The sequence below is a fragment of the Mesorhizobium sp. C416B genome (assembly GCF_030323165.1).
Lineage (GTDB): Bacteria > Pseudomonadota > Alphaproteobacteria > Rhizobiales > Rhizobiaceae > Mesorhizobium.
On sequence record NZ_CP100471.1, the window covers coordinates 861,458 to 888,274 of the forward strand.

Below are 26,817 nucleotides of genomic sequence, written 5' to 3' on the forward strand. Positions count from 1 at the left end.
ATTGCGAGCCTGCATGCAGCTGACGCCATCGACGCCGCTTACGCTGGTCGGAATCCTGGCGTCGTTTCGACGTGCGTTTTCGGGCATCGTCCTGATGAGCGGGGTCGTCAACGTGCTGACCCTGACCGGCTCGTTCTTCATGTTGCAAGTCTATGACCGCGTCGTTCCGGGTCGCAGCGTGCCGACGCTGGTCGGCCTGGCGGTGCTTGCGGGAACATTGTTCGTGTTTCAGGGAGTGCTGGAGCTGATCCGCTCCCGCCTCATGGTGCGGCTGGGACAGGAGCTGGACGCAAAGCTGAGCCCGTCGGTCTATTCGGCGCTGATGCGCCTGCCGCTGCGCGCCAAGCCTTCCGGCGACGGGCTGCAACCCCTACGGGATCTCGATCAGGTCCGATCCTTTATCGGCAGTGCCGGACCGACCGCTTTGTTCGACCTGCCATGGATGCCGCTCTATATCGGCATCTGTTTCATTTTTCATTTCTGGATCGGCGTTACCGCGCTTGCCGGCGCCGTTGTCCTGTTTGCACTGACGCTTCTGGCCGAATTCCGGACCCGCGGCCCGACAAGGATCGCCGGACAGCACGCAGCCGTCCGCAGCACGTTGGCCGAGGCGACAAGGCGCAATGCCGAAGCCATGCAGGCCATGGGTTTTGGCGGGCGTATCGCCGAGCGGTGGTCTGCCGTCAATGCCGAGTACCTGAACGCCCATGCGGCGGCCAGCGATGTCGCGGGAACGCTTGGCACGATTTCCAAGATCCTGCGATTGATGCTGCAATCGGCAATGCTGGCGATCGGCGCTTATCTGGTCATCAAGCAAGAGGCGACCGGCGGCATCATGATCGCAAGCTCGATCATGATGGGCAGGGCGCTGGCTCCGATCGAACTGGCGATAGCGCATTGGAAGGGTTTCATTTCGGCGCGGCAAAGCTGGGCACGCCTGAAGCAGCTTCTGTCCGCGCTGCCGGAAGGCGCAACCGGCGTGACCCTGCCCGCGCCTGTCAGCGCGCTGGCGGTCGAGAATGTCAGTGTCGCGCCGCCGGGCGAACGCACGCCGGTGGTGTGGGATGCAAGTTTTTCACTGGCCAGGGGAGCAGGCCTGGGGGTCATCGGCCCGAGTGCTTCCGGCAAATCATCGCTGGTGCGTACGCTTGCAGGTGTCTGGCTTCCGGCGCGCGGCGCCGTGCGGCTGGACGGCGCGACGCTTGACCAGTGGCCGGCCGACGAGCTGGGTAAACATATCGGCTATCTGCCGCAGGATGTGCAGTTGTTCGACGGCACGATTGCGCAGAACATCGCCCGCTTCGACCCGGATGCGTCATCCGACATGGTGCTTGCGGCAGCCAAGGCCGCCGGCGTGCATGATCTCGTCGTGCATCTGGCCGACGGTTACGACACGAAGGTTGGCGAAGCCGGCGCCTCGCTGTCGGCGGGGCAACGCCAGCGTGTCGCGCTGGCGCGCTCTCTTTATGGCGATCCGTTCATGGTCATCCTGGACGAGCCGAATTCCAATCTCGACTCGGAGGGTGAAGTGGCCTTGTCCGCAGCGATCCAGGGCATCAGGGACCGCGGCGGCATCGTTATCGTCGTCGCGCACCGGTCCAGTGTGCTGGCCAATGTCGATACGGTGCTGGTGATGGCCAATGGCCATGTGCAGGCCTTCGGTCCGAAGGACGAGGTGCTGAACAAGGTCTTCCGATCGGCAGCGCCGCTCAAGGTCGTTGCCGCCACGGAGCGAGGCGTTCCGGCATGAGCGAGGACAGAAGCGCTTTGCATCACCGGCAGGTCCGCCGCTATCTCGTGGCTGGCGTTGCTACCTGTCTGCTGCTTGTCGGAGGTGTTGGCGGCCTGGCGGCGGTGACCAAGATGTCGGGTGCGGTGATCGCAGCTGGCCGGCTGGTGGTCGATTCCAATGTAAAGAAGGTTCAGCATCCGACGGGCGGCGTGGTCGGCGAGATCAGGGTGCGTGAAGGCGACCGGGTCAAGGCGGGCGATATTCTGGTGCGGCTGGACGAGACGACAACGCGCGCCAATCTGGCGATCGTCTCAAAAGGTCTGGATGAGTTTTATGCACGGTTGGCGCGCCTGGAGGCGGAGCGTGACGGCAAGGACACGATCAGCTTTCCGGACGTTTTGACATCGCGGCGCGACGAAGCCGGTGTCGCCGCATCGATGGCCGGAGAACAATCGCTGTTCGATTTCCGGCACCAGGCGCGGTCTGGCCAGCGATCGCAATTGCGCGAACGGATCGCGCAGTTGAAGCAGGAGAGTGCCGGCCTGACCGAGCAGCTGCAGGCGAAACGCCGCGAGATCGAGCTGATAGGGATCGAGCTGGAAGGTGTGCGGTCGCTCTGGCATCGCAAGCTGATAGGAATCGACCGCATGACGTCGCTGGAACGGGACGCGGTGCGGCTCGAAGGCGAGCATGGCCAGTTGACCGCGGGAATTGCCCAGGTGAAAGGCAAGGCGTCCGAGATCGAACTGCAGATCATCCAGATCGACCAGGATCTTCGCAGCGAGGTCGCGACCGATTTACGCGATACCCAGGGAAAGATCTCCGAGTTCGTCGAACGCAAGGTAGCGGCCGAGGACCAGTTGAAGCGCATCGATCTGCGCAGCCCGCAGGATGGCGTGGTGCTGCAGTTGGCGGTGCATACGATCGGCGGGGTCATCACCCCCGGCGAACAGGTGATGCAGATCGTACCGGTGACGGACGACCTGACCGTTGAAGCGCATATCGCACCGCAGGATATCGACCAGGTGACGATGGGCCAGAATGCGATTTTGCGCCTGTCGGCGTTCAATCGGCAAACCACGCCGGAGCTGACCGGGACGCTGTCGCGGATCTCGGCGGATCTCACCATCGAAGAGCGTACCGGAGCAGCCTTCTATGTGGCGCGGGTGGCGCTTCCGAAAACCGAGGTCGCCAAGCTGCGGGGGCTGGCGCTGGCGCCGGGCATGCCGGCCGAGGTGTTCTTCCCGACGGGCGACCGGACGATGCTTTCCTATCTGGTGAAGCCGCTGTCGGATCAGATCCAGAAAGCCTTCCGCGAAGAATGAAGCCGCACCTTTAAGAGCTGAAGCCTCGAGACCGGCTGGTTGCCGGTCCCCAAGGGTTAGGCCTACTCCGCCGCCTCATAGCCGGCGATGCCCTTGATCTCGAGGAAATCCTCCAGCCCGTATTCGGCGTATTCGCGGCCGTTGCCGGATTGCTTGTAGCCGCCGAATGGCAGGCCGGCGTCCCATTGCGGATAGTTGATGTAGACATTGCCGGTGCGCATGCGGGCGGCGACTTCGCGGGCCTTCTCGATATCCTTGGCCTGGATGTAGGACGCCAGCCCATAGACAGTGTCGTTGGCGGTGCCGATCGCCTCTTCCACTGTGTCGTAAGGCATGATCGCCAGCACCGGCCCGAAGATTTCCTCGCGCGCGATGCGCATGTCTGATGTGACGTCGGCGAACACGGTGGGGCGGACATAGTAGCCGCGGTTGAGCTCGGCCGGACGCCCCGGTCCACCCGCGACCAGCGTGGCGCCTTCATCTATGCCGGCCTGGATCAGGTCCTGGATCTTGTCGAACTGGATCTGGCTGACCACCGGGCCGAGCTTGGTGCCGGCCGCATCGGCCGGGCCGACGGTCAATTTTTCGGCCGCCGTCTTGGCGTAGCCGGTCGCCTCGTCATGGCGGTCGCGCGGCACGAACATGCGGGTCGGCGCGTTGCAGGACTGGCCCGAGTTGCTGAAGCAGCCGGCGACGCCCTTGCTGACGGCCTTTTCGAGATCGACATCGGGAAACAGGATGTTGGCCGACTTGCCGCCGAGTTCCTGATGCACGCGCTTGACCGTGTCGGCGGCCGCCTTGGCGACCAGGATGCCGGCGCGGGTCGACCCGGTGAACGACATCATGTCGACATCGGGATGGCTGGACAGCGCCTGGCCGACGCCCGGGCCGTCGCCGTTGACGAGGTTGAAGACGCCCTTGGGAACGCCTGCCTCGTCGATGATTTCGGCAAAGATGATGGCGTCGAGCGGGGCGATTTCCGAGGGCTTCAGAACCATGGTGCAGCCGGCGGCAAGGGCGGGACCGACCTTGCAGGTGATCTGGTTCAGCGGCCAGTTCCACGGCGTGATCAGGCCGACGACCCCGATCGGCTCCTTGACGATCAGCGACGAGCCCTTGACGTGGCGGAATTCGAACGACTTCAGCACCTCGGCCATCTTCCGCAGATGTGCCAGGCCAATGCCGACCTGGCTGTCGAGTGCCATCTGGCGCGGCGCGCCCATCTCGCGCGATACGGCCAGCGCCAGATCGGCGCTGCGCTTCTTGTAGACCTCGATTATGCGGTTGAGGATATCGAGGCGCTCCTCGACCGAAGTGAAGCCGAATGTCTCGAAGGCGCGCTTGGCGGCCGCAACCGCCTTGTCGACATCGGCCTTTGAGCCGAGCGAAATCTGCGCGAAAGCATCTTCGTTTGACGGGTCGATGACGTCGAGTGTGCTGGGCACGACAGGATCGACCCACACGCTGTCGATATAGAACTGCAGATTGTGTGACACGGGCTTCTCCTCGGGGGATTCTGAATTGATGGGGGCGATCGCCAGATCGTCGTATCGGTTCAGGGATAACGATGGGGCAAGAGCGATGTCAAACGCAAGGGCGGGCGATTGAGCCTACGGCTACAGAAGCGTGTGCCCCGCCGCGACCAGAAGCCCCCTTGCCGCGGCTTCATCCTTGGCTTTGACGAGCAGATGGTCACCATCGAAGGTGGATACCAGAAAAATGCCGAGTTCGCTTTCCGACAATGGCTTTATCACCGACAGGACGATGCCGGTTTCGTCGAAGGCAAAGGGACCTTGGAGTTTCAGGGCGACCCAGTCCCTGTCATGCTTCACCCCGTCCGGCACCCGATCCTGCAGGCAGACGACCGAAAGCTCGTCCTCTGTCCTGGTGATGCTGACGAAGCCCGGCCCGTCCGCCCAGCCGGGAATGCTGTCTTTTGCTTCGAGGCGCGAAACCGCATACCGCCCCGTGAGCGGCTTCAACCGGACCCTGACTGCCATCCGATCCTCCCTGTTATCGGCCATCACCCAGTTTCTTGCTCATATAGACCGTCATGCCGTTCATGAACGGCTCCTCCCGGTCGATCGTATAGCCATGCCGTTTGTACAACAACACATTGGCCATGAAGGCGCCGTTGGTCAGCAGGCGCAGCTCGAAGCAGCTGGCCTCCAGCGCCTTCTGCTCCGCCCGTTCCAGCAACAGCCGGCCGATGCCCCTGCCCTGCGCCTGTGGCGCGACGCAGACATTCTCGATCCAGAGATGATCGTCGGCCAGGATGGTCTCGATCATGCCGACGATGCGGCCATTTTCGATGGCGAGATCGAACGGATGTTCGGCGACCGCCTTGTCATAGTCGGCGCGCATCGGCAGCGGCTCGCGGCCGATCAGAGGCACCCATTTGGCATAGGCGGCACGCACAATGTCCCTGATGGCGGCAGCGTCCGCCGGTTGGGCCGGCCGAAACAGGATGGAAGAATTGGACATGGCAAAGGCTCCAGACATGAAAACCCCGCCGGCAGACGTCGAGGGCGGGGCTGGAACGAACGAACCGGAATTTTATTGGGCCGGTCCTTTTCGTCGCGCAAACAGCTTGCCGCGCTGCGTGGTGCAGGAACGGCGTCGCTTGGCGATGGCGAACGAGAAAACGAACATGACGCCACGCTGGAGCAGGCAGCGCGGCGCTGTCAAGATTTTGGCGTTGGCCCAGCCTCCGAGTTGACCCGCGCGGCTAGAGCGGGCGGCGCCGGCAAGGCCATAAGTGTACTGCCAGGCAACGCCAGTCTTCACCTTGCGCGGTGGTTGCTCGCCTAAACTGCTGCGCCGTCGAGTAGGGCTCTCGTACGCGTACAAAAAAACAGCAACAGCTAATATTGTTGGACATTCAACCTACCATTGGTTCAAATTTCTATTTGATCTAATCTTGGCATCATAATATAAGCGGAGAAGCACTGGACGGGCTGACGGGGGGGGGCGCCATGCATCGAGGGCCGGCAAAGCGTACAATCTCACGTTTGTTAGGCGCGATGACGGTCGTCTACGCGCTCGCGGGCACGACGTCAGCGCTCGGGCAGTCTTGTAGTCCCACACAGACAGCTCATGCTTTTAGCTTTACTGGCGGCGACCAGTCCATCTCGGTTCCTGGCAACACCCATTCCGCCACAGTATACCTCAAGGGAGCGCAAGGCGGGGTTGGCAAGAGCGGCGCCGGCACCATCGGGGGCAGCCCATTGAGCCCAGGCGGCGCCGGCGGGCTCGGCGGCCAGGTGAGCGGTTCCTTGACTGTCGCGCCGGGTGACATCCTTTCTGTCGGCGTTGGCGGCCGTGGCTCGCTCGCGGTCAATCCCGGTGGCGCGAGCGGTACTCCCGACGGCGGCAATGGTGGCGGGGCGACCGACCTGCGGCTGGGCGGAACCCGCCTGGCAATTGCTGGCGGCGGTGGCGGCGGTGGCAACGGGGGCTGGCACACTACAAATTCGATAGCTGGTGGCGTCGGTGGCAAGAGCGGGGGATCCGGCTCGGCAGGAACCGATGTTTCGGGCGGCCTTGGCCCCTTTGGCGGTGAAGGTGGCACTGTAGGTGCCGGTGGCGCGATCGGGGCTGGGTGCGATAGTTTTCCTGGCACGGCCGGTCAGACAAATGGCCAAGGCGGAACTGCACGAAATTTCTCAGGGTCTTTCCTGGGCGCCGGATATGCTGGTGGCGGCGGTGGCGGGGCTACTGTCGGCGGCGGTGGTGGCGGCGCAGGCGTCGGCACGACCTCGTGCCAGCAGAACTGGAACGGCGCCGGCGGCGGCGGCGGCGGCGGATCATCGGATGCCGGCTCGCTGCAATCGGCTGCGGTGGCGGAAGGCGTCAATTCAGGCGATGGGTCCGCATTGATCTGTTTTGATGAGCCGCTCTATGTGATCAGCGGCACGGCGAGCGGTCAGACCGGGACGGTGAGTTTGAAATTGACATCAAGCTCGCCGGCAGGGACGCAAACCAGGGACGTGAATGTCGGCGATACCACCTTTGCCTTTGCGGATGGCCTGCTGACCGGCTCCAACTGGAGCGTTGAGGTTACTGCCAAGCCGGCCGACCAGACATGCACGGTCACGACGGCCTCGGGCACGGTGGCGGGAGCCGACGTGACCAATCTTGTCCTGTCCTGCACCACGGTCACGGTGGAGCTGTCGCCGGCAACATTGCCGAATGCGCATATTGGCACGCCGTACAGCCAGACCATCACGGCAAGCAGCCCCAATGGCGGCGCCGCACCCTACACCTTCACCGTGATTTCCGGCTCAGTGCCTCCCGGCCTCGCGCTCTCGCCTGGAGGTACGCTGGCTGGCACACCCACTGTCGCGGCCAATTACGATTTTACGGTGCGGGCCACGGACAGCAACGGCGTTACGGGCCAACGTGACTACACTGTGGCCGTCGAGATCCACTTGCCGTCGGCACAGGACCACACGCTGGACGTGATGGCCGGAACGACCGGGTCCCTCGACCTGACGCAAGGGGCGACGAATGGGCCGTTTACCAGCGCCACGATTGCCTCGCCGCCGCCGGGCGAAGCGGGCACGGCTTCCATTGTGCCCGATGGCGGCGCTTATATCCTGCAGTTTGCCGCGGCAGCCACCTTTGCCGGCACAACCAGCCTGACCTACACGCTCTCGAATGCCGACGGAACGTCACCTCCGGTAACCGTGACCATCAACGTCACGGCACGGCCCGACCCCTCCCGCGATCCGGAAGTGATCGGCCTGATTCGGGCACAGGTGGAGGCGGCAAAGCACTTCGCCGACATTCAGATCCAGGGATTTGGACAGAGGCTGGAACAGCTCCACAATGAGGGCGACCAGCGCCACAATTCGATAGGCCTCAGCGTTGCCGTCCAGCAATCGTCGGACAATCCCGACGCATACGCTCAGCAGCAGAATGCGGCGAACGATCCGGCGCTCGCCGCAATCGCCACGGCATCGTCGCAGTCCACTTACGGAGCGCCCAATCCGGAGCGCATTCAGCCCAACGCCAACGCAAAGCAGGACAGGACTTCGACCGGCGCGTCGCCGATCAAGACCGGACAGTCTTCAACTGGCACGGACGTGGACACCCAGACGTCGTCACTGCCGGCCGAGAACCCATTTGGCGAACTGGCCTTCTGGAGCGGCGGCTACGTCAATTTCGGCACCGATGACGATGGAGCCATCAAGCTCGACCATACGCTGGTCGGCGTGAGCGTCGGTGCCGACTACCGCTTTTCCCCGACCTTCACCGCCGGTCTCGGGTTTGGCTATGGCCATGACGTCACCGACGTCGGGAGCAACGGCACCGAAAGCCGCGCCCATGCCATCTCGGTCGCCGCCTATAGCAGCTACCGCCCGGCGCCAGGTTTTTTTGTCGATGGCCTTGCCGGCTATGGCGCCCTCAATTTCGACAGTGAGCGCTATGTGACCGATACCGGCGATTTCGCGTCTGGAACGCGCGACGGAAGCCAGGTCTTCGGGTCGCTGACGGCGGGCTACGAATTTCGCCGGCCGGACTCTCTGATATCACCCTATGGACGTCTGTCGGGGTCCCACTCCACGCTTGGCGGCTTCACCGAGACGGGTGGCGACATCTATAATCTGACCTTCGGCAAGCAGACCGTCGACACGCTGTCGGGCACCCTTGGCCTGCGCATCGAGAACAACATTCCTACCAGCTGGGGTCTGCTCACACCGCGCGCGCGCTTTGAGTATACGCACGACTTTGCCGGCTCCAGCCGCGTCAGCCTCGGCTATGCCGATATCGGCACCACGCCCTACGCGCTGGACGCAGATGCCTTTTCCAACGACTATTTGTCAATCGGGCTCGGCGTCGATGCGCAAATCGGCGGTATTGCCTTCGGGCTGAACTACAGCACCGCGGTCGGCAGCAACGGCGACAGCCAGGACCATACGATCGCCGCGCGAATTGGGATGAAATACTAGGGCATGATCCAAAAAGTGGGGTTAGATCGTGATGGGAATTCATCATGATCTAGGGCGGCTCCAGGTTTCGCCCGGCCGCTCTCTCATTCTGACCTCGGCCGCCCTAAACGTTCACAAAAATCGATCATTCCAACAAGAACAATTCGTTGGAAAGATCGATTCTGGAATGACATTCTCCTGAGGTACTTGCCTGGAGAATTGCATTGTCTGCCGCCGCCCAGCTAGCGAACGATATTCCGATCAGCATGATTTCCGCCGACCTGGCCGTGGGCCGGAAGCGGCTCGATTCCGTGTGGAATGGCGTCATCCCCGGTATCGTGCTGGTGGCGATGATCACGGGGGTGGCCTTCTCGGCTCATAATGTCTCCGGCTTCGCGCTGTTCAGCCCGATGATCCTCGCCGTCGTCGCCGGCCTGATCTATTCCAACGTGCTCGGCACCCCCGCCCACGCCAAGGCCGGCATCGCCTTCTCGCAGAAGCGCCTGCTGCGCTTTGCCATCGTGCTGCTCGGCTTTCAGCTGACGCTCGGCCAGGTCGTCTCCATCGGCGCCGGCGGCGTCGGCATCGTGGCGCTGACCCTTGGAGCGACCTTCGTCTTCACCATCACGCTTGGCCGGCTGATCGGCGTCGACGCCAAGCTGGCGCAGCTGATTGCCGCCGGCACCTCGATCTGCGGCGCTTCGGCGATCGTTGCCACCAACATCGTCACCGATGCGCGTGACGAGGACGTCACTTATGCCGTCGCCTCGATCACGCTGTTCGGCACCGTCGCCATGCTCGGCTTTCCGCTGCTGGCGCCGGTGCTCGGCCTCGACCAGCACGCATTCGGCCTGTGGGCCGGCGCCTCGATCCACGAGGTGGCACAGGTCATCGGCGCCGGCTTCCAGAACGGCGCCCAGTCCGGCGAGATCGCCACCGTCGCCAAGCTGACCCGCGTCGCCATGCTGGCGCCGATGGTCATCGCGCTCGGCCTGATGGCGCGCCGCAAGAGCAATGGCGATCGCCCAAGCGACCAATCCGGTGCGCGGCCGCCGATGCCGTGGTTCGTCGCCGCTTTCATCGCCGTCGTGGCGCTGAACAGCCTGGTTGCCGTGCCGGCCGAAGTGAAGTCGGCCATGGCGTTCGCCACCACCATCATGCTGACCATGGGGCTCGCCGCCATGGGTCTGCAGGCCAACATTTCGCAGCTGCGCTCGCGCGGCCTTCGCCCGCTGGCGCTCGCCTCCTGCGCCTTCCTGTTCATCGGCTGCTTCAGCCTGATGCTGGTGAAGTTCGCTTAATCCTCGAACGAACTCGCCGCGACATAGATCGCGGCAAGCGCCTCGATGCCGGCCTGGTCGTCCTTGTCGAAGCGGCCGGGCGTCGGGCTGTCGAGGTCGATCAGGCCGAAGACGCCGTCATTGTCCCTCAGCAGCACGACGAGTTCCGAGCGCGAGTCGGCGTCGCAAGCGATGTGGCCGGCAAATTCATGCACATCCTTGACCAGCATCGACATTTCGAGATCGATGGCGGTGCCGCACACGCCCTTGCCGACGGCGATGCGCACGCAGGCCGGCTTGCCCTGGAACGGTCCAAGCACCAGCTCCTCGTCCGACGCCAGGAAATAGAAGCCGGCCCAGTTGAGATCGGGCACCATCTGGAAGATCAGCGCCGATGTGTTGGCGGCGTTAGCGACGGAGTCGCTCTCGCCTTCCAGCAGCGCCTTCAAGTGGGTGGCCAGTTCGCGGTAGAAGGCCGGCTTGTCGGTGCTGTCGATGGTTTGGGCCGCAAACATGGCGTCGTCTCCATTGCCGGCGGGCCAAAAAGCCCGTTACATTTCCTGTCTGCCACCAATGACGCTCCCAGGAAATACACAATTGTGAATACCGACCGTGCCAGCCAAACACACGACCGGGCGCAACCCGCAGCGAGCGAAGGTCCCCTCACCTTCGCCGTTCTGGTCTTTCCCGGCTTTCCGATGATGGCGTTCAGTTCGGTGATCGAGCCATTGCGCGCCGCCAACGTGCTGGCCAAGCGCGATTGTTACCGCTGGGTGATCGTCGGCGCCGACCAGGGCACGGTCGAGGCGTCCAATGGGGTTGTCATACAACCGGGATTCTCAGCCTCGAGCGCACCGAAGGTCGACCGCATCGTCGTCTGCTCCGGCGGCAACGCGGACTTGCTTGTCGCGGACGATGCGGTTGCCTGGATCCGCAGGAGCCTGCGCGCCGGCGCCCATATCGGCGCGGTGGCCGACGCCGCCTTCTTCCTCGCCAGGGCCGGCTTGCTCGACGGCCATGCCTGCACCTTGCACTGGACCAGCCAGGCCGCCTTCACCGAGGCGTTCCCGGATATCGAGCTTCGGCGCGATCTCTACGTCATCGACCGCAAGCGCTTCACCTCGGCCGGCGGCGTCGGCAGCCTGGACATGATGCTGGAGATCATCACCAACGATTATGGCGGCGAGCTCGCGGCGGGCGTTGCCGAATGGTTCGTGCACAGCCCCTTGCGTTCGAGCGTCGACCGCAAGCTGATGCCGCTGCGCCTGCGCACCGGCGTCCAGAACGAACTGGTGCTGTCGGCCATCGCCCTCATGGAGGATGCGGTCGAGGCGCGGCTTGGGATGACGGAACTGGCGGCAAGGCTCGGCGTCTCCTCCGACAAGCTGGAGCGCAATTTCCGCACTGAGCTCAGCATTTCGCCCAATGGATATTACCGGCGGCTCCGGCTGCGGCGCGCCGCCGACCTGTTGGCCCATTCGACGCTGATGGTGCGAGACGTGGCGCTGGCCTGCGGCTTCGCGTCCATGTCAAGTTTTGCCCGAGCGTTTCGCGAGGAGCATGGGCACGCGCCGAAGGCGATGCGGCGGCATTAGAGGGCGCTGCGCGCTAACGCGGTGAGATGCTGGCGGGACAGCGCCCCCCTCTGTCCTGCCGGACATCTCCCCACACGGGGGGAGATCAGATGTCGCCTCGGCTTTCGCCAATCACCATCGTTGCAGGGCGAGCGGGACGCGAAAGCTGCTAATCTCCCTCCTTGTGGGGGAGATGTCCGGCAGGACAGAGGGGGGCGCGAAGGATCGCAACATTGCCCTTTGTATCCATGCCCTCTTGCGGCATTTCGCACGACATCTGCGGATTCTCGCACAGACATTCTGCAGTTCGTAGCTATGTTCAGGCCTTCAGGAGGCGCACCATGAGCATCGTCGTTTTCGACCCGGACAGCACCGAGGATGTGGATTTCAAGGACCGCATGCGCCACCCGGTCGCGGCCGACTCCGCCGGCGGCATGTGGCTGTCGGATACCGAGCCGTCCTTCATCGATGCCGACGCCTTGCGCAAAGGGCGGCTGGCGAAACTGCGCGGCTGGATGCGCGAGGCGGGCTATGGCGGCGTCGTTTTGTTCGACCCCTACAACCAGCGCTACGCCACCGGCTCGCGCAACATGTTCGGCTATTTCCTGCGCAACTCGACGCGGTATTTCTTCATCCCCACCGACGGGCCGATCGTGCTGTTCGAGTACCCGCAGAGCTACCATGTCTCGATGGTGCTCGACACGATCGACGAGGCGCGCCCGTCCAAGCTGGTATGGTCTTCGGTGTCGGGCCGCGACGACGAAACCGCCGGCCCCTTCGCCGACGAGATCGCCGAGCTTTTGAAGAAACATGGCGGCGGCTCGATGAAGCTCGGGCTCGACCGCTGCAGCCATTTGCAGGCGCTGGCGCTGGAAAAGCGCGGCTGCGACGTCAGGGATTGTCAGGGCGAGATCCTGGCGGTGCGCGCGGTGAAAACACCCGAGGAAGTCAAATGCCTGCAGGTATCGATGGCTGGCGCGGAAGCCGCTGTTTATGCCGTGCGCGAGGCGATCAAGCCCGGCGTCTCCGAAAACGAGCTGTTCGCCATCATGTATGGCGAGGTGATCCGCCAGGGCGGCGAGTTTATCGAGACGCGGTTGCTCACCTCGGGACAGCGCACCAATCCGTGGTTCAACGAGGCCAGCGGCCGCAAGATCCGGCCGGGCGAGCTTCTGGCGCTCGATACCGACACGATCGGCTGCTATGGCTATTATTCCGATTTTTCGCGCACCTTCCGCTGCGGGCCTGGCAAGCCGACCGACTATCAGAAATCGCTCTACCGCATGGCGCACGACCAGGTTCAGCACAACATTTCGATTGTCAAACCTGGCATGGCGTTTCGCGAGATCGCCGAAAGAGCGTGGAAAATCCCGGACCGTTTCGTCGACCAGCGCTATACCTCGGTGATGCATGGCGTCGGCATGCATGGCGAGACGCCGTTCATCGCGCATGCCATGGACTATGAGACCTATGGCCGCGACGGTGTTGTCGTGCCCGGCATGGTGGTGAGCGTGGAAAGCTATATCGGCGAGAAAGGTGGCCGCGAGGGCGTCAAGCTGGAGGACGAAATCCTGATCACCGACACCGGCACCGAGCTTCTGTCACGCTTTCCCTACGAGGATGAGTTTCTGGAGAAACAGGTTTGATGGTCGTTTCGCATCCCTTGGCAACCAGCGCGAACGCCAATCCCGTCGTCATCCTAGGGCGAAGCAAGGAGCGCAGCGACGCGGCGCAGACCCTAGGATCCATGCCGGGACTCATCCGCGCCGCAACGGTGCAAGTTCTGCTCCGCCGCACCCCACGGCCAACCTCACGGAATGGATCCTCGGGTCTTCGCGACGGAGCTTCGCTCCTGCTTCGCCCGTGGATGACGAAGGTGGGGAGGCACCCGCTAATCGCCACCGTTTGCGTCGACACGACCCGAGCGGCGTTGGCGACGACAGGCATAGGCCCATCCGCATGAAAAGCCCCATCTCGATCAAACGCGGCGCGGTCGCCGCGGCGTTCATCGACCTCCAGGAAGAGCATCGGCAGGACAAGCGCTATCTGGTCGAAGGTTATGGCGAGGTGCTGGCCAACGTCCAGCGCCTGCAGGCGGCGGCGCGGCGCAACTTCGTGCCGCTTTGCCACTGGGCCTATATCGTCGATGCCGCCAAGGCGCATCCCTTCCATCCGCTCGACGCCGACGGCAAGTCCGCCTTTTCCGACAAGAGCGATCCTCTGACGGAAATCTGCCCGGAAGTGGCGCCCGCGGCCGGCGAGACGATGCTGCTCAAGACGCAGGCCAGCGCCTTCGGCGCCGGGCCTGCCGCAACCGAACTCAAGGCGCGCGGCATCGAATGGCTGATCGTCGCCGGCGTCTGGACCGAGGCCTGCATCGACGCCACCGTGAAGGACGCGGTGGCATCCGGCTTTCGCGTGCTTCTGGTCAAGGATGCCTGCGGCAGCGGCAGTGCCGCCATGCACCAGACCGCCATCCTCAACCTTGCCAACCGGCTCTATGGCGGCGCCGTCACCAACACGATAGACGCGTGCCGGCTGATGGCGGGCGACACCATCGATGCATGGCAGGTCGAAGGCTCGGTACCGCTGCGCTTCACCTTTGAAAACGCCGAACGGCTCTACGGCGAGCTCTGAGAGATGGGCACGGTCCACAAGCTCAAGACCGCCAGGCGGGGGAAATACGCCACCCTGCTCGATCCGGCGCTGTGGGAGTATATCGACCTGGTCAATGACTGGTTCCCGCCAGAAATCGCCGAACTTCCGATCGCCGAGCAAAGGTCGGTCTATGATGCGATGTGCCGCGCCTTCCATCAGGGTTATCCCAAAGGGGTTTCGGCCAGCGGCGGCATCATCGCCGCCGATGCAGGGCACGCCATCCCGATCCGCTACTATCGGATGGCGGGCAAGCCCGTGCGCGCCGTCATCGTCTACTATCATGGCGGCGGCTTTGTGCTTGGCGGGCTCGACAGCCATGACGACATCTGCGCCGAGATCTGCGCCGGCACCGGTTTCGACGTTGTCTCGGCCGACTACCGGTTGGCGCCGGAACATCCCCACCCGGCCGCCTTCGACGACGCGCTGACCGTGTTCGAATGGGCGGCGGTGACAACGGACCTGCCGATCGTGCTCGTCGGCGAAAGCGCCGGCGGCAACCTTGCCGCCGCGGTCGCGCACGCGTCTCGCCGCCACCTGCGCCGGGCGGCCGGCCAGGTGCTGATCTACCCCGGCCTCGGCGGCGACGAGAGTGCCGGCTCCTATGTCGAACATGCCGAGGCACCGTTGCTGACGCTGCGCGACATCGCGTTCTACCGCACCATTCGCGCTGCCCCGGCACAGTCGCCCGACGACCCGACTTTTTCTCCGCTGAAAGACAACGACTTCTCCGGCCTGCCGCCGACTGTCATCATCACTGCCCAGTGCGATCCGCTGTCGTCGGACGGCGAGACCTATCGCGACCGCGTCGTTGCCGCCGGCGGCCGCGCCTGGTGGTATGAGGAGCCGCGGCTGGTGCACAGTTTTCTGCGCGCCCGCAAAAGTGTTCCGCGCGCCGGCGAGGCGTTCGTGTGCACGCTTGCAGCCATCGCCGCCGTCGCCGTGCTCGGCAAGAACGACTGGCCATATTGAGGCGGCGAAGCGCTGATCTCCCCCTCATGGGGGTTGAGGAGTGGTCCGCGTAGCGGATGGAAAGCCAATTGCTTGGCTTTCCGAACGACGAAAGCCGGCAGGCCAGAGGGGGGCGCGAAGGATCGCGGCCCTTCAGTATCCTAAATCAACGCAACGATTATCTGTGAAGATACTCCAGTCGGCAGACGGGATGGCGGGACAGCGCCCCCCTCTGTCCTGCCGGACATCTCCCCCACAAGGGGGGAGATTGGCCGTCTACCTCTGCGGAGTGGCGCACAAGAATTGCGGAAATGAGAACATTTCCCGGGATCGGCCCGCTTTATCATCACCTGCTCAGGCAACGGCGCCCGATGATCGCATCCGCCCCCCAGCGGAGGCGGACCGTCGGGGCGCCCGACAAAAGAGGGAACAACGATGAAATTCATGCTGACCGACCGCAATTTGCACCCGCAGGCGAAGCCCGTTGCCGATGATTTCAGGAAAGGCGGCGTCAACCGGCGCGAATATCTCGCCATCATGGCCGGCTTCGGCGTCAGCGCCGCCGGCGCGCTGGCGCTGGGCGGCCTTTCCCCTTCGCCTGCCCGGGCCGAAGAGCCGAAACGCGGCGGCACCTTGCGCGTCGCCATGAACGTCAAGGGCTTCAAGGATCCACGTACTTTCGACGGCGTCGAAATGTCCAATGTAGCGCGCCATTGCAACGAATATTTGGTGCGCTGGAACCGCGACTTCACCTTCGAGCCGTGGCTGCTCGAAAGCTGGGAAACCAGCGACGACGCCAAGACGCTGACGCTTCATGTGCGCAAGGGCATCGCCTGGTCGAATGGCGACGCCTTCAACGCCGATGACGTCATCCACAATCTCAGCCGCTGGTGCGATGCTTCCGTCGCCGGCAATTCGGTCGCCGCACGCATGGGCGCGCTGGTCAATGCCGACACCAAGAAGCCGGTCGATGGCGGCATCCAGAAGGTCGACGACTTCACCGTAAAGCTCAATCTGCCGAAACCCGACATTTCGCTGATCGCCGGCATGGCCGACTATCCCGCGCTGATCATGCACCGCTCCTATGAGGGCGGCGACGACCCGATGAAGGCGCTGGCGATCACCACCGGCCCCTGCGAACTGGTCAGCTGGAATGCCGAGACCAGTGCGGAGGTGAAGCGCAAGGACAAGCCCTGGTGGAAGGGCGACTTCTACCTCGACGGCATCAAATGGGTCGATTACGGCTCCGACCCCAACGCCATGCTGTCGGCGTTCGAATCCGGCGAAATCGACACCGACCACGAGACCGCGTCCGACGCCGTGTCGCAGACCGAGCAAATGGGCTTGTTGAATTCCGAGATCGCCACCGGCTCGACTATCGTTGCCCGCTTCAATGTCGGCAACGCGCCCTATGACGACGTCAAGGTGCGCCGCGCCGCCCAGCTTGCGGTCGACAATTCGGCCGTGCTGGCGCTCGGCCTCGGCGGCCGCGGGAAGCCTGCCGACAATCACCATGTCGGCCCGATGCACCCGGAATTTGCCGATATCGGCCCGGCCAAGCGCGACACGGAACAGGCCAAGAAATTACTCGCCGAGGCCGGCAAGACGGACCACGAATTCGAGCTGATCTCGGTCGACGTCGAATGGCAAAAGAGCACCGGCGATGCGATCGCCGCGCAGATGCGTGAGGCCGGCCTGAAGATCAAGCGAACCGTGCTGCCCGCCGCGACCTTCTGGAACGACTGGAGCAAATACCCCTTCTCCACAACCGAATGGCTGGGCCGCCCGCTCGGCGTCCAGGTGTTGGCGCTCGCCTACAAATCGGGCGCCGCCTGGAACGAAAGCGCCTATGCCGACAAGGAATTCGACACGCTTCTCGACAAGGCGCTGGCAACGCCGGACGCCGCCCAGCGCAAGGAGATCATGGCCAGGGTCGAGCAGAATCTGCGCGATGCCGGCATCATCATCCAGCCCTACTGGCGCTCGGTCTACCGCACCTATCGCAAAGGCGTGCAGGGCTGCGAACAGCACCAGTCGCTGGAGCAGCATTTTGAGAAGGTGTGGCTGGAGGGGTGATCCTTTCCAGAACGAAAACGGCTGGGGGTTCGGAGGACCACGCCAGCCGAATGCCATTTGCCATGCGCAAGAATTTTGGCACAGATTGCGCCTGACCGACTCTCGGCTCAGAGCGAATCAGGCATGGATCATTTCGACCTCGGCACCTATCGCCACCCCATTCCACCACCTCGGCCGAGACGCAGCGCTGGTTCGATATCGGGCTGAACTGGTGCTACGGCTTCAACCATGAGGAAGGCATAAAGTGCTTCGAGAAGGCGCTGGAGACAGATCCTGATTGCGCCTTCGTGCATTGGGGCATCGCCTATGCCGCCGGGCCTTTTTATAACCTCACCTGGAAGGAGCACGGACGAGCGTGCAGGCGAAACACGCTTGTTGTCACTGAGATCCCGCCGTCCGACCAGCCGAGTCAGCTTTCGCCTCCTACGAGAAAATCTCCGCCAGTTCGTCGACGCTGGTGCCTTCCTTGACCTGGCGCAGTTCGACATAGGTGACGGCAATGGTCACCGACAGCATCGTCGAAAAGATCGTCGACACCAGAGTGCTGCCGAGCGCTCCGACCAGGACACCGACGCCGGTAATGCCGCCGGTGGTGGCGACCGCCAGTCCGAAAAACAAAGTGAACACCGCCTGGATGAGCATCGCCGCCACGCCAATGATCAGCAGCAGCCAGAATATCGACCAGCGGCTGCCCTTGGTCAGGGCACGGCTACGCGATATCGAGCCGAATACGCCAAGCCGCTCCTGAACCGCAATGGGCACGGAAACCGACACGGAAATCAGCCACATAAAAGCTGGGATCAACGCCAGGGCAAGCCCGATCAGCCAGCCGATAGGGGGGATGACCCAGGCGATGAAAACCATCACAAAAACAGCCACCACCACAGTGACAATGACCAGAATGCCTATGCCCAGCGTGGGCAAGAAGCTGCGCAATGCTATCTGGATGCAGTCGCCGATGACCGGCCGCTTGCCGTTCAAATCCTCGATCGCCGCCCTGACAAGCGCCGCTTGCACCAACAAGGCCAGCACGAAAATGATCAAGGAAGCGATTATCGACAAGGCCGAGTAGTCTCCCATGGCCGACGTTTCGAAAGCGGCGGCGTTCCCGGCGCTGTCGACGTTCACAGATGTAGCCGCCCGGGACAGGTTCCAGAGGTTGTACAGCAGTGCGGGCAGTGTCGAGAAAAGTCCGACAACCACAGCAAGGAAACCCAGATTGCGGCCAATAACCGCGAAGCTGTTGCTGAAGACCCTGCCGATGCGGAATTTTTCCGGTCGGTCCTGCGCCAGTGACGTCACGATGCCTCCTGCCCTGGCACCCGCCTTGACCTGACCGGGTCAAGGCGGTGCAAACCCGTCGGCTTACGAGAAAATCTCGGCCAGTTCGTCGATGCTGGTGCCTTCCCTGACCTGGCGCAGCTCGACATAGCTGACGGCGGCGGCGACCGACAGCAACATCGACATCACGCTCTGCACCAGTGCCGCCACGACAGTAGCGACAATGTCGTGAAACAGGTAGACAAACACGCCCACCGCGCCCTGGATGACCATGCCGATGATGATCAGGACAAGGAACAAGCCGAAGAGCGACCAGCGGCTGCCCTTGGTCAGGGCGCGGCTGCGCGACATCGAGCCGAACACGCCGAGCCGCTCCTGGATCTGAACCGGTATCGCAACCGACCAGCCCAGCCACAAGATGATGCCGGGCACCAGCAACGCAAGCGCGGCTAGGCCTGCGCCCAGGCCGACGAGCAGGCCGATCGCCAATGTCGGCAGAAAATATCGGATGGCTATCTGCAGGCAATCGCCCAAGGTCGGCCGCTTGCCGTTCAAATCCTCGATTGTGGCTCGCACGAGCGCCGACTGCAGCACCAATACGAAAAGGGAGGCAATGAAACTGGCCGGGAGCGTCACCCAAATGTTGCTAAACACCAGGGCGGGGTCGGCCGCAGCGCCGGGATTGGCCGTTAGGAGCGCCTGCATGCGCGATTCGGTCCATAGCCGAAGAATAACTGCCGGCACCCCCGCAAACAGCACCGAAAGCCCCACGAAAAGTACGACGTTGCGGCCGATGACGGAGAAGCTGTTGTTGAAGACCCTGCCGATCTGAAATTTCTCAGGCCGTGCAAATGTTGCCGAAGTCATGATGCGCCCCCTGTTCCACCGCCGAATATTGTCCGGCAGCCGCAGTAGTAAATTTGCCAAGATTAACGACTGGCGTCTAGCCCACTTGCAAAAGTTACGCTGCATTGCCAGTGTCGGCTCGGGGACCGCAGGTTCATGGGGGCGAGAAGGTGACTGCTGCACAGCCGGACGCTGCGCAAGCCGAATGGCTGGCCAAACTGCACAAGCAGTTGCTGTCGGACGATTCGATCCAGTTCGACCTGCCGGCCTTCAGGCCGCCGGAGACGCCGGAGTGGCTGAAGCCGCTGGGCGAGTTCCTCAAGTGGCTCGGCCCCTATATGATCTACCTGTTCTGGGGAGCGGTGATCACAGGTGCCGCCATCATCCTCATGCTGATTTTCCTTGAGGTGAAAGGCGTCGCCTGGCGCCTGCCCTGGTGGCGCAAAAAGAGCGTGACCGAGGCGGAAGCGACATGGCACCCCGACGTTGGCGCCGCGCAGGTCCTGCTGTCGGAAGCCGATGCGCTCGCCGCCCGGGGCGAGTATGACGAGGCGGTGCATCTCCTGCTGCGCCGCAGCGTTGCCGACATTGCCGGCCGCCTGCCCGACTTCCTGCGCCCGTCGCTGACCGCGCGCGATATCGCGGGAGCGGCGTCGCTGCCAACGCGGGCGCGTGGCGCCTTTACCCAGATCGCGCGCATCGTCGAGGCCGCTCTGTTCGCGCGCCGGCCGGTCGGGCCCGAGGGCTGGCAGGAGGCGCGCAGCGCCTATGAGCGATTCGTCTTCAGGGATGCCTGGACGTGAGCGACGCGACAGCCGACATCGCCCAGCAGGAACCGTTCAGCCGAAGGACGCTGTTCTGGGGCATTTTCGCCAGCCTGCTCGCGGCAGCGGGCTTCTTCCTTTTGTCCACCTATGCGCCCGACTTTCGCCAGCCGAGCGTCGGTGGCGCAACGCCGCTCTCGAAGAGCGGCATCGGCTATGCCGGCTTGGCGGAATGGCTGGAGCTGACCGGCGAAGCGCCCGACATGGCGCGGTCCGACAGCGATCTCCAGATCGACACGAACCTCCTGATCGTCACGATTTCGCCCGACAGCGACCCGGATGCGCTTGCCAACATCGTCAAGCTTCGCAAGGGCCTGGATACGCTGTTCGTGCTGCCCAAATGGGCGACCTTGCCGCTGTTCGAGCACGAGGGGTGGGAGATGAAGATCCAGCGGCTGCCTGACGTCGTGGTCAACGACTGGCTCGCCCGGATCGCCAAGGCCAAGCTCGGCGAAGGTGAGACCACGGTCAAGCAACTCGACGTCTCAGGGCAAATGGTCAGCGTTCCCGACCAGCTGCAATGGGTGGCCGACGAACACCCGCTGATTGCCGCCGGCAACGGTAAGGCCGTGCTGACCGAGGTCGAAGACGAGCGGTTCTACATTCTGACGGACCCCGATCTCATCAATAACGCCGGCTTGAAAGATCCCGACAAGGCGGCGGCGGCGCTCAAGCTGATCGAGCTCCTGCAGCCCGAAGAGGGTGCCGTCATGTTCGACCTGACGCTGCATGGCGTCGGGCGAAAATACGATCTCGCCAAGCTTCTGGTCGAGCCGCCCTTCCTGGCGCTGACGCTGACCATCCTGGCGGCGGCGGCACTTGCCTTCCTGCATGGCCTTGGCCGGTTCGGGCCGCCACGGGCCGATCAGCGCGCCATCGCCTTCGGCAAACGCGCGCTGGTCGACACCACGGCGATGCTGTTGCGCCGCGCGGGCCGGCTGGAGGAACTGGGCGACCGCTATGGAACCCTGGCGCGGGTGCGCGCCGGCGCGCTGCTCGGCGCGCCGCACGGTTTGCAGGGCGAAGCGCTCGACCGCTGGCTCGATTCCCGCGATAAGGACGAAGCCGGCGGGTTCACGACCCGCCTGCAAGCTGCGAACGCGGCAAAGACCCTGACACAAATGCATGATGCAGCCGAAAAGCTGCACGACTGGACGGCAAGGAGGCTCGGTGAACGTCGATGATGTGAAGGCCCTGGCGACACAGATCAGGGAAGAGGTGGCCAAGGCCATCACCGGGCAACACGATACGGTCGATCTGATGCTGACGGCATTGTTCGCCGGCGGGCATATATTGCTCGAAGGACCGCCGGGTACGGCCAAGACGATGACGGCGCGCTGCTTTGCCCAGGCGCTGGGCGTCGCCTATGGCCGCATCCAGTTCACACCCGACCTGATGCCCGGCGATATCGTCGGTTCCAACATCTACAATTTCCAGACCGGGCAATTCACGCTGACGCGCGGCCCGATCTTCTGCGACCTTTTGCTCGCCGACGAGATCAACCGCACGCCGCCCAAGACCCAGGCTGCCCTTTTGGAGGCGATGCAGGAGCATGCCGTCACCTTCGACGGCACCACGCATGCGCTCGGCCCGAACTTCATGGTGGTGGCGACGCAGAACCCTATCGAACATCAGGGCGTCTATCCTCTGCCCGAAGCCCAGCTCGACCGTTTCCTGTTCAAGCACCGGGTGAGCTACCCCGGCGCGCAAGAGGAAAAGGCGATCATCATCCACCATGGCGGCGGCACCGCCTCGCACGATATCAAGCAATACGGCATCACCGCCCAGGCCAACCGCAAGACGCTGGAAAAGGCGTTGGCGACCGTCGGCGGGGTCACGCTTGTCGACGACGTCGTGGACTATATCGCAAGGCTGGTGCGGGCCACGCGCGCCAGCCCCGATCTGGAAGTCGGCGCCAGCCCGCGTGCGGGCGCCATGCTGGCGAGAGCCGCACGCGCCCGGGCAGCGCTCGACGGGCGCGCCTATGTCATCCCCGACGACGTCAAGGCGCTTGCCGTGCCGGCGCTGCGCCATCGCGTTATCCTGTCGCCGGCGGCGCAGATCGACGGCCGCCTGGTCGAACAGATCGTGACCGACCTTGTAGACCAGACGGAAGCGCCACGTTGATTTATCCGAGCGGCCGGGCAGTCTGGGCAGGTGCGGCCGGTGCAATACCGGCCTTCCTGATCGCGCTCGCGCTGCCGTCGCTGTGGTATCTCGGCCTTTTGTGGATCTGCGCGCTGCTTGCTTTCCTGGCCGTGGACGCGGCCGCCGGGCGCGGACGGGCTTCTCTGAACGCCAGCATCCACGCCCCGCCGCAGGTCAGCGTCGGCGGCCAGCTCACCGTCAATGTCACCGCCAGGCTCGGCGGACGGCCGCGCGCCGTGCAGGCGCGTCTTGGCCATGACGAGCGGCTGCAACCGCTGGGCGGCACCGGCGGCGCATCGACCGCCGAGGCCGGCAGCGCATCGCTCGATCTCAGATTTCAGGCGCTGCGGCGCGGCATTGCCAGGTTCGATCGCCTGTGGGTGCGCTGGCGCGGGCCGTTCGGGCTGGTCTGGAACCAGGTGGTTCTGCCGATGGACGGCAAGGTGGCGGTGCTGCCCAACGTCAGCAGCGCCCGCGACGAGGCGATCACGCTTCTGCAGCGCCAGGCGCTGCCCGACGGACATGCGCAGCGCCGCGCCGGCCAGGGCCGCGAATTCGAGGCGCTCAAGGACTACCAGCCCGGCATGGGCCGGCGCATGATCGACTGGAAGCGCAGCGCCCGCCACGGCAGGCTTCTGGCGCGCGAATTCCGTATCGAGGAGAACAACAACATCGTGCTAGCCATCGATAGCGGCCGGCTGATGTGCGAGCCCGTCGACGGCGTGCCGAAGGTCGACCGCGCGGTCACCGCCGCCTTGCTGTCGGCGTTCATTGCGCTGAAGGGCGGCGACATGGTCTCCCTGTTCGGCTTCGATGCGCGGCCGCGCGTCTCCAGCGGCGCCGTGCGCGGCTCCGCCAGCTTCGCCATGATCCAGAAGCGGGCGGCGGAGATCGACTATTCCACCGAAGAGACCAATTTCACCCTGGCGCTGACGACCCTTGCAGCAAAGCTCGACCGGCGTTCGCTGGTGATCATCTTCACCGACTTCGTCGATCCGATCAGCGCCGAACTGATGCTGCGCACCGTCGGTCGGCTCACCGAACGGCATCTGGTGCTGTTCATGATGATGAAGGATGTCGAACTGGAGACACTGGCCGACATGCCGCCGGACGCACCGGAGGATGTGGCGCGCTCGGTCGTTGCCGGCGGGCTGCTGCGCGAAAGGCAGGTCGTCATCGGCAGGCTCAGGCTGCTCGGCGCGCATGTCATCGAAGCCGACCATCAGAGGCTCGGACCGGCGCTGGTCGAGCGCTATCTCGAGCTAAAGCGGGAGGATCTGTTGTGAACGCGCTGGTCGGCAAGGATGCGGTGCGCCAGTCGCTGGCGAGCTTCCGTTCGGAGCGCGAGGCCGACTGGAAGGCGTTCGAGGCGCTGCTTGCCCGGGTCGAGAAACGTGCGCCGCGCACGCTGTCGGAAGACGAGCTTTTGTCGCTGCCGCTGCTCTACCGCTCGGCGCTGTCCTCGCTTTCGGTGGCGCGGGCGACGTCGCTCGACAATGCGCTGGTCAGCTATCTCGAAGCGCTGTGCCTGCGCGGCTACTTCTACCTCTATGGCGCGCGTCGCGGCTTGCGGCAGCGCATCGGCGATTTCTTTCTGCATGACTGGCCGCATGCCATTCGCGATTTGTGGCGCGAGACCTTGCTGTCGGTCGTCCTGACCTTTGTCGGCGCCGGCGCCGGCTACTGGCTGGTGGCCAAAGACAAGGGCTGGTTCGACGCCATCATTCCGCCGAGCCTGGCCGGCGGGCGCAACCCGGATGCCTCAGTCGAAGTCCTGCGACAGGTGCTTTATGACGGCGCCGACAGCAATTTCCTGTCGGGCTTCGCCGCCTATCTGTTCACGCACAATGTCCAGGTGGCGATCCTTGCCTTCGCGCTCGGCTTTGCTTTCGCGGTGCCGAGCGTGCTCCTGATCCTGATGAATGGCTGCCTGCTTGGCGCGATGTTCCAGATCTACATCGCCAAGAGGCTCGGGCTGGAGCTGGGCGGCTGGCTGTCCATCCACGGCACCACCGAGATGTTCGCGATCGCCTTGGCGGGCGCCGCCGGCATGCGCATCGGCACGCGCATCGCCTTCCCCGGCGAACTGACGCGGATGACGGCGGCAGCCGATGCCGGGCGCGTGGCCGCAACCACCATGGTCGGGGTGACGATCATGCTTTTGTTTGCCGGCCTGCTCGAAGGCATCGGCAGGCAGGTGATCACCAGCGACGTGACACGCTACGCCATTGGCGGCGGCATGCTGACGCTGTGGCTCTGTTATTTCTATGTGTTCAGGGTGGTGCGGCATGGCGACCGCTAGGCGTGCTGCCGTCTCGACGATACGGCCGCTGATCACGCCGGAAGGGGTCGATCTCCGGATCAAGCTCGCCGATGCCGGCACTCGCGCCGCCGCCTTCTTGCTCGACTTTGTCATCATCATCGTCACGGCGATCGTGATCTCGATCGTTGCACTGTTCGGGCTGGCCGGCCTCAAAGGCGAAGGCGCGCAGCCGCTGTTCATCGTCTGGATCATCCTGATCTTCTTCCTGCGCAACGCCTATTTCATCGTCTTCGAGGCCGGCCGCCGCGCCGCCACGCCCGGCAAACGGATGCTCGGCATCCGGGTGGCTTCGCGCAGCGGCGCCGGCCTGTCGGTGGATCAGGTCATCGCCCGCAACCTGATGCGCGAGATCGAGATCTTCCTGCCGCTGTCGATCATCCTAGGCCGCAGCCAGATGGGGCTCGCCGACACGCTGTCGACGATCTTCGGGCTGGTGTGGACGCTGCTGTTTGCGCTCTTCCCGCTGTTCAACCGCGACCGCATGCGCATCGGCGACCTGCTGGCCGGAACCTGGGTGGTGGAGGCGCCCAAGCTGGCGCTGGTCGAAGACCTGTCGCAACGCCAGGATACCACCACCCGCGCCTTCCGCTTCACCCAGGCGCAGCTCGATGCCTATGGCATCGCCGAACTGCACAAGCTGGAAGAGGTGCTGCGCCGCGACGACTATTTCGCGCTGAAAGCCGTGGCCGAAACGATCGGGCGCAAGATCGGCATGACAATCGAGCCGGTCGATTCCAGGGCCTTCCTCACCGCCTATTATGGCGAGCTGCGGGCACAGCTTGAGCGCAAGCTTTTGCTGGGGACGCGCAAGGCGGATAAGTACCAGCGGTAGAAAGAGAGGCCCACTGCTGCGATGGGTGAGTCCAACCGTCGGCGCCGCCCCTCATTGCCCTGCCGGGCATTTCGCCCCGTAGTGACGGGGAGAAAGAGGCTGTTGCCGAGGATTTTGCCAGCTCGGCAGAATGGACGCCGAGGTTTGCGGTCAGCCCCTTCTCCCCGTCACTATACGGGGAGAAGATGCCGGCAGGCAGATGAGGGGCAGCACCAGCCGATGGATATGGAGTGCCTCTCGCCTACCCCACCCACTTCTCGTAGTCGGACACCAGCAGGTGCAACGGGGCGACGTCCTCGTCGATGTTGGAGAAGCGGCCGATCGGCTCGCGGAAGACGTTGTCGGTAAGGTCGTCATTGACGGTCGAGACCTCGCCGATCAGCACATCCTTGCCCTCGGCCCAGAAGGCGTGCCAGACGCCGGGCATCAGCGTCACGCTCTGGCCCGGGTCGAGCTTCAGCAGCCCGCCTGCCGGCAGCCTGTGGATGGTGCCGTCGACCGGCACCGACACTTCGGCCTTCGGATCGATGCCGCCGTCGCGATCGTGCATGAACAGTTCGAGCACCAGCTTCCCGCCGCCGCGGTTGATGATGTCCTCGGCCTTGATGTTGTGGCGGTGCATCGGCGACAGCTGATCCTTGCGCGAGATCATGATCTTCTCGGCATAGAGCATGCCCATGCCCTTCTTCATGTCGGCGTAGACGCCGTTGCGAACGGTGAACAGGAACAGGCCGAGTTCGTCGAATTTTTCCTGGCCGTAATCGGTGATGTCCCAACCGAGCCGCGAGGTGAAAATGGCGGCGGAGTCGGCCTTGCGCGCCTTCATCTCTTCCGGGCTCCAGTAGGCGAAGGGCGGCATGATGTAGCCGAACGAGCGGATGAAGGCGTCTGCATCGCGGATGATGTCGTTGACGGTGGAGCGTTTCATGATCGTGATCCCTTCGCGTCGCGTTCCCTGGAGTTATCTGAAGCGCATAGCCGAACAGCGCTGCGGTGTCGACGCAAACTGCATGCTGGCCCCATGACATCCATGCGGA

General features: G+C 63.9%; 22 protein-coding genes and 1 pseudogene. 16 read left to right on the plus strand and 7 right to left on the minus strand.

Translation table 11 applies throughout. The features are described 5' to 3' along the window. Positions 1–13: 13 nt before the first annotated feature. A complete protein-coding gene (locus NLY43_RS04465) occupies positions 14–1,750 on the plus strand; it encodes a type I secretion system permease/ATPase (protein ID WP_023672554.1) in 1,737 nt (578 codons plus the stop codon). Continuing rightward, entirely contained in the window at positions 1,747–3,057 is a 1,311-nt protein-coding gene (locus NLY43_RS04470) for an HlyD family type I secretion periplasmic adaptor subunit (protein WP_023682885.1), read from the plus strand. Before NLY43_RS04465 ends, NLY43_RS04470 begins: the two co-directional genes overlap by 4 nt. Before the next feature lie 62 nt (positions 3,058–3,119). Here NLY43_RS04470 and NLY43_RS04475 read toward each other — a convergent pair whose 3' ends face one another. From NLY43_RS04475 to NLY43_RS04485, 3 genes are all read right to left on the minus strand, one after another. Further along, positions 3,120–4,553, minus strand: coding sequence for an aldehyde dehydrogenase family protein (locus NLY43_RS04475; RefSeq protein ID WP_023711590.1), 1,434 nt, complete (start codon positions 4,551–4,553; stop codon positions 3,120–3,122). Positions 4,554–4,673: 120 nt separating this feature from the next. Next, positions 4,674–5,057: an ACT domain-containing protein gene (locus NLY43_RS04480; protein WP_023705798.1), complete on the minus strand. Its 384-nt coding sequence runs from the start codon at positions 5,055–5,057 to the stop codon at positions 4,674–4,676. A gap of 13 nt (positions 5,058–5,070) precedes the next feature. After that, positions 5,071–5,541 carry a GNAT family N-acetyltransferase gene (locus NLY43_RS04485; RefSeq protein WP_023705797.1) on the minus strand — a complete coding sequence of 157 codons (471 nt, stop codon included), beginning with the start codon at positions 5,539–5,541 and terminating at the stop codon, positions 5,071–5,073. A 743-nt stretch (positions 5,542–6,284) separates the two neighbouring features. Here NLY43_RS04485 and NLY43_RS04490 point away from each other — a divergent pair. Together NLY43_RS04490 and NLY43_RS04495 are read left to right on the plus strand one after the other, a co-directional pair. After that, the gene (locus tag NLY43_RS04490; protein ID WP_023711592.1) at positions 6,285–9,011 is read left to right on the plus strand and encodes an autotransporter domain-containing protein; all 2,727 of its coding nucleotides are present in this window, start codon (positions 6,285–6,287) and stop codon (positions 9,009–9,011) included. Between the two features lie 245 nt (positions 9,012–9,256). After that, on the plus strand, positions 9,257–10,291 hold the full coding sequence (locus tag NLY43_RS04495; protein ID WP_502882042.1) for a YeiH family protein: 1,035 nt from the start codon (positions 9,257–9,259) through the stop codon (positions 10,289–10,291). On the opposite strand, the gene msrC is transcribed toward NLY43_RS04495, so the two are convergent. Next, positions 10,288–10,785, minus strand: a complete 498-nt coding sequence (gene msrC, locus NLY43_RS04500; protein ID WP_023711594.1) for a free L-methionine (R)-S-oxide reductase MsrC — start codon at positions 10,783–10,785, stop codon at positions 10,288–10,290. The genes NLY43_RS04495 and msrC overlap by 4 nt on opposite strands. Positions 10,786–10,968: 183 nt before the next feature. Between msrC and NLY43_RS04505 the strand changes: the two genes are divergently transcribed. From NLY43_RS04505 to NLY43_RS04530, 6 genes and pseudogenes are all read left to right on the plus strand, one after another. Next, positions 10,969–11,865: a GlxA family transcriptional regulator gene (locus tag NLY43_RS04505; RefSeq protein WP_023713600.1), complete on the plus strand. Its 897-nt coding sequence runs from the start codon at positions 10,969–10,971 to the stop codon at positions 11,863–11,865. A 320-nt stretch (positions 11,866–12,185) separates the two neighbouring features. Next, positions 12,186–13,490 carry a M24 family metallopeptidase gene (locus tag NLY43_RS04510; RefSeq protein ID WP_023705794.1) on the plus strand — a complete coding sequence of 435 codons (1,305 nt, stop codon included), beginning with the start codon at positions 12,186–12,188 and terminating at the stop codon, positions 13,488–13,490. Positions 13,491–13,803: 313 nt separating this feature from the next. Further along, a complete protein-coding gene (locus NLY43_RS04515) occupies positions 13,804–14,481 on the plus strand; it encodes an isochorismatase family protein (protein ID WP_023711596.1) in 678 nt (225 codons plus the stop codon). A 3-nt stretch (positions 14,482–14,484) separates the two neighbouring features. Beyond that, positions 14,485–15,471, plus strand: a complete 987-nt coding sequence (locus NLY43_RS04520; RefSeq protein ID WP_023713599.1) for an alpha/beta hydrolase — start codon at positions 14,485–14,487, stop codon at positions 15,469–15,471. Positions 15,472–15,885: 414 nt separating this feature from the next. After that, complete coding sequence (locus NLY43_RS04525) at positions 15,886–17,526, plus strand: ABC transporter substrate-binding protein (protein WP_023711598.1); 1,641 nt, start codon at positions 15,886–15,888, stop codon at positions 17,524–17,526. A gap of 123 nt (positions 17,527–17,649) precedes the next feature. After that, positions 17,650–17,882: pseudogene (locus NLY43_RS04530) on the plus strand (hypothetical protein); the annotation flags it as partial. A 67-nt stretch (positions 17,883–17,949) separates the two neighbouring features. Here the strand turns inward: NLY43_RS04530 and NLY43_RS04535 are convergent. Both NLY43_RS04535 and NLY43_RS04540 read right to left on the minus strand, forming a co-directional pair. After that, positions 17,950–18,828 (minus strand): hypothetical protein, encoded by an 879-nt coding sequence (locus tag NLY43_RS04535; RefSeq protein WP_023711599.1) that lies wholly within the window; start codon positions 18,826–18,828, stop codon positions 17,950–17,952. Positions 18,829–18,891: 63 nt separating this feature from the next. After that, entirely contained in the window at positions 18,892–19,779 is an 888-nt protein-coding gene (locus NLY43_RS04540) for a hypothetical protein (protein WP_245264537.1), read from the minus strand. Between the two features lie 44 nt (positions 19,780–19,823). Between NLY43_RS04540 and NLY43_RS04545 the strand changes: the two genes are divergently transcribed. Genes NLY43_RS04545 through NLY43_RS04570 form a run of 6 tightly spaced genes read left to right on the plus strand, consistent with a single transcriptional unit; the run spans position 19,824 to position 25,780 of the window. Beyond that, positions 19,824–20,456 (plus strand): DUF4129 domain-containing protein, encoded by a 633-nt coding sequence (locus NLY43_RS04545; protein WP_023711601.1) that lies wholly within the window; start codon positions 19,824–19,826, stop codon positions 20,454–20,456. Further along, a complete protein-coding gene (locus tag NLY43_RS04550) occupies positions 20,453–21,661 on the plus strand; it encodes a hypothetical protein (protein WP_023711602.1) in 1,209 nt (402 codons plus the stop codon). Before NLY43_RS04545 ends, NLY43_RS04550 begins: the two co-directional genes overlap by 4 nt. After that, positions 21,648–22,604: an AAA family ATPase gene (locus NLY43_RS04555; RefSeq protein ID WP_023711603.1), complete on the plus strand. Its 957-nt coding sequence runs from the start codon at positions 21,648–21,650 to the stop codon at positions 22,602–22,604. Before NLY43_RS04550 ends, NLY43_RS04555 begins: the two co-directional genes overlap by 14 nt. Next, positions 22,601–23,911: a DUF58 domain-containing protein gene (locus tag NLY43_RS04560; RefSeq protein WP_023711604.1), complete on the plus strand. Its 1,311-nt coding sequence runs from the start codon at positions 22,601–22,603 to the stop codon at positions 23,909–23,911. Before NLY43_RS04555 ends, NLY43_RS04560 begins: the two co-directional genes overlap by 4 nt. Continuing rightward, on the plus strand, positions 23,908–24,927 hold the full coding sequence (locus tag NLY43_RS04565; RefSeq protein WP_023711605.1) for a stage II sporulation protein M: 1,020 nt from the start codon (positions 23,908–23,910) through the stop codon (positions 24,925–24,927). Before NLY43_RS04560 ends, NLY43_RS04565 begins: the two co-directional genes overlap by 4 nt. Continuing rightward, the gene (locus NLY43_RS04570) at positions 24,914–25,780 is read left to right on the plus strand and encodes an RDD family protein (protein ID WP_023698034.1); all 867 of its coding nucleotides are present in this window, start codon (positions 24,914–24,916) and stop codon (positions 25,778–25,780) included. The genes NLY43_RS04565 and NLY43_RS04570 overlap by 14 nt, the downstream gene beginning before the upstream one ends. A 241-nt stretch (positions 25,781–26,021) precedes the next feature. Here NLY43_RS04570 and NLY43_RS04575 read toward each other — a convergent pair whose 3' ends face one another. Further along, positions 26,022–26,708, minus strand: coding sequence for a D-lyxose/D-mannose family sugar isomerase (locus tag NLY43_RS04575; RefSeq protein ID WP_023711606.1), 687 nt, complete (start codon positions 26,706–26,708; stop codon positions 26,022–26,024). Between the last annotated feature and the right edge of the window lie 109 nt (positions 26,709–26,817).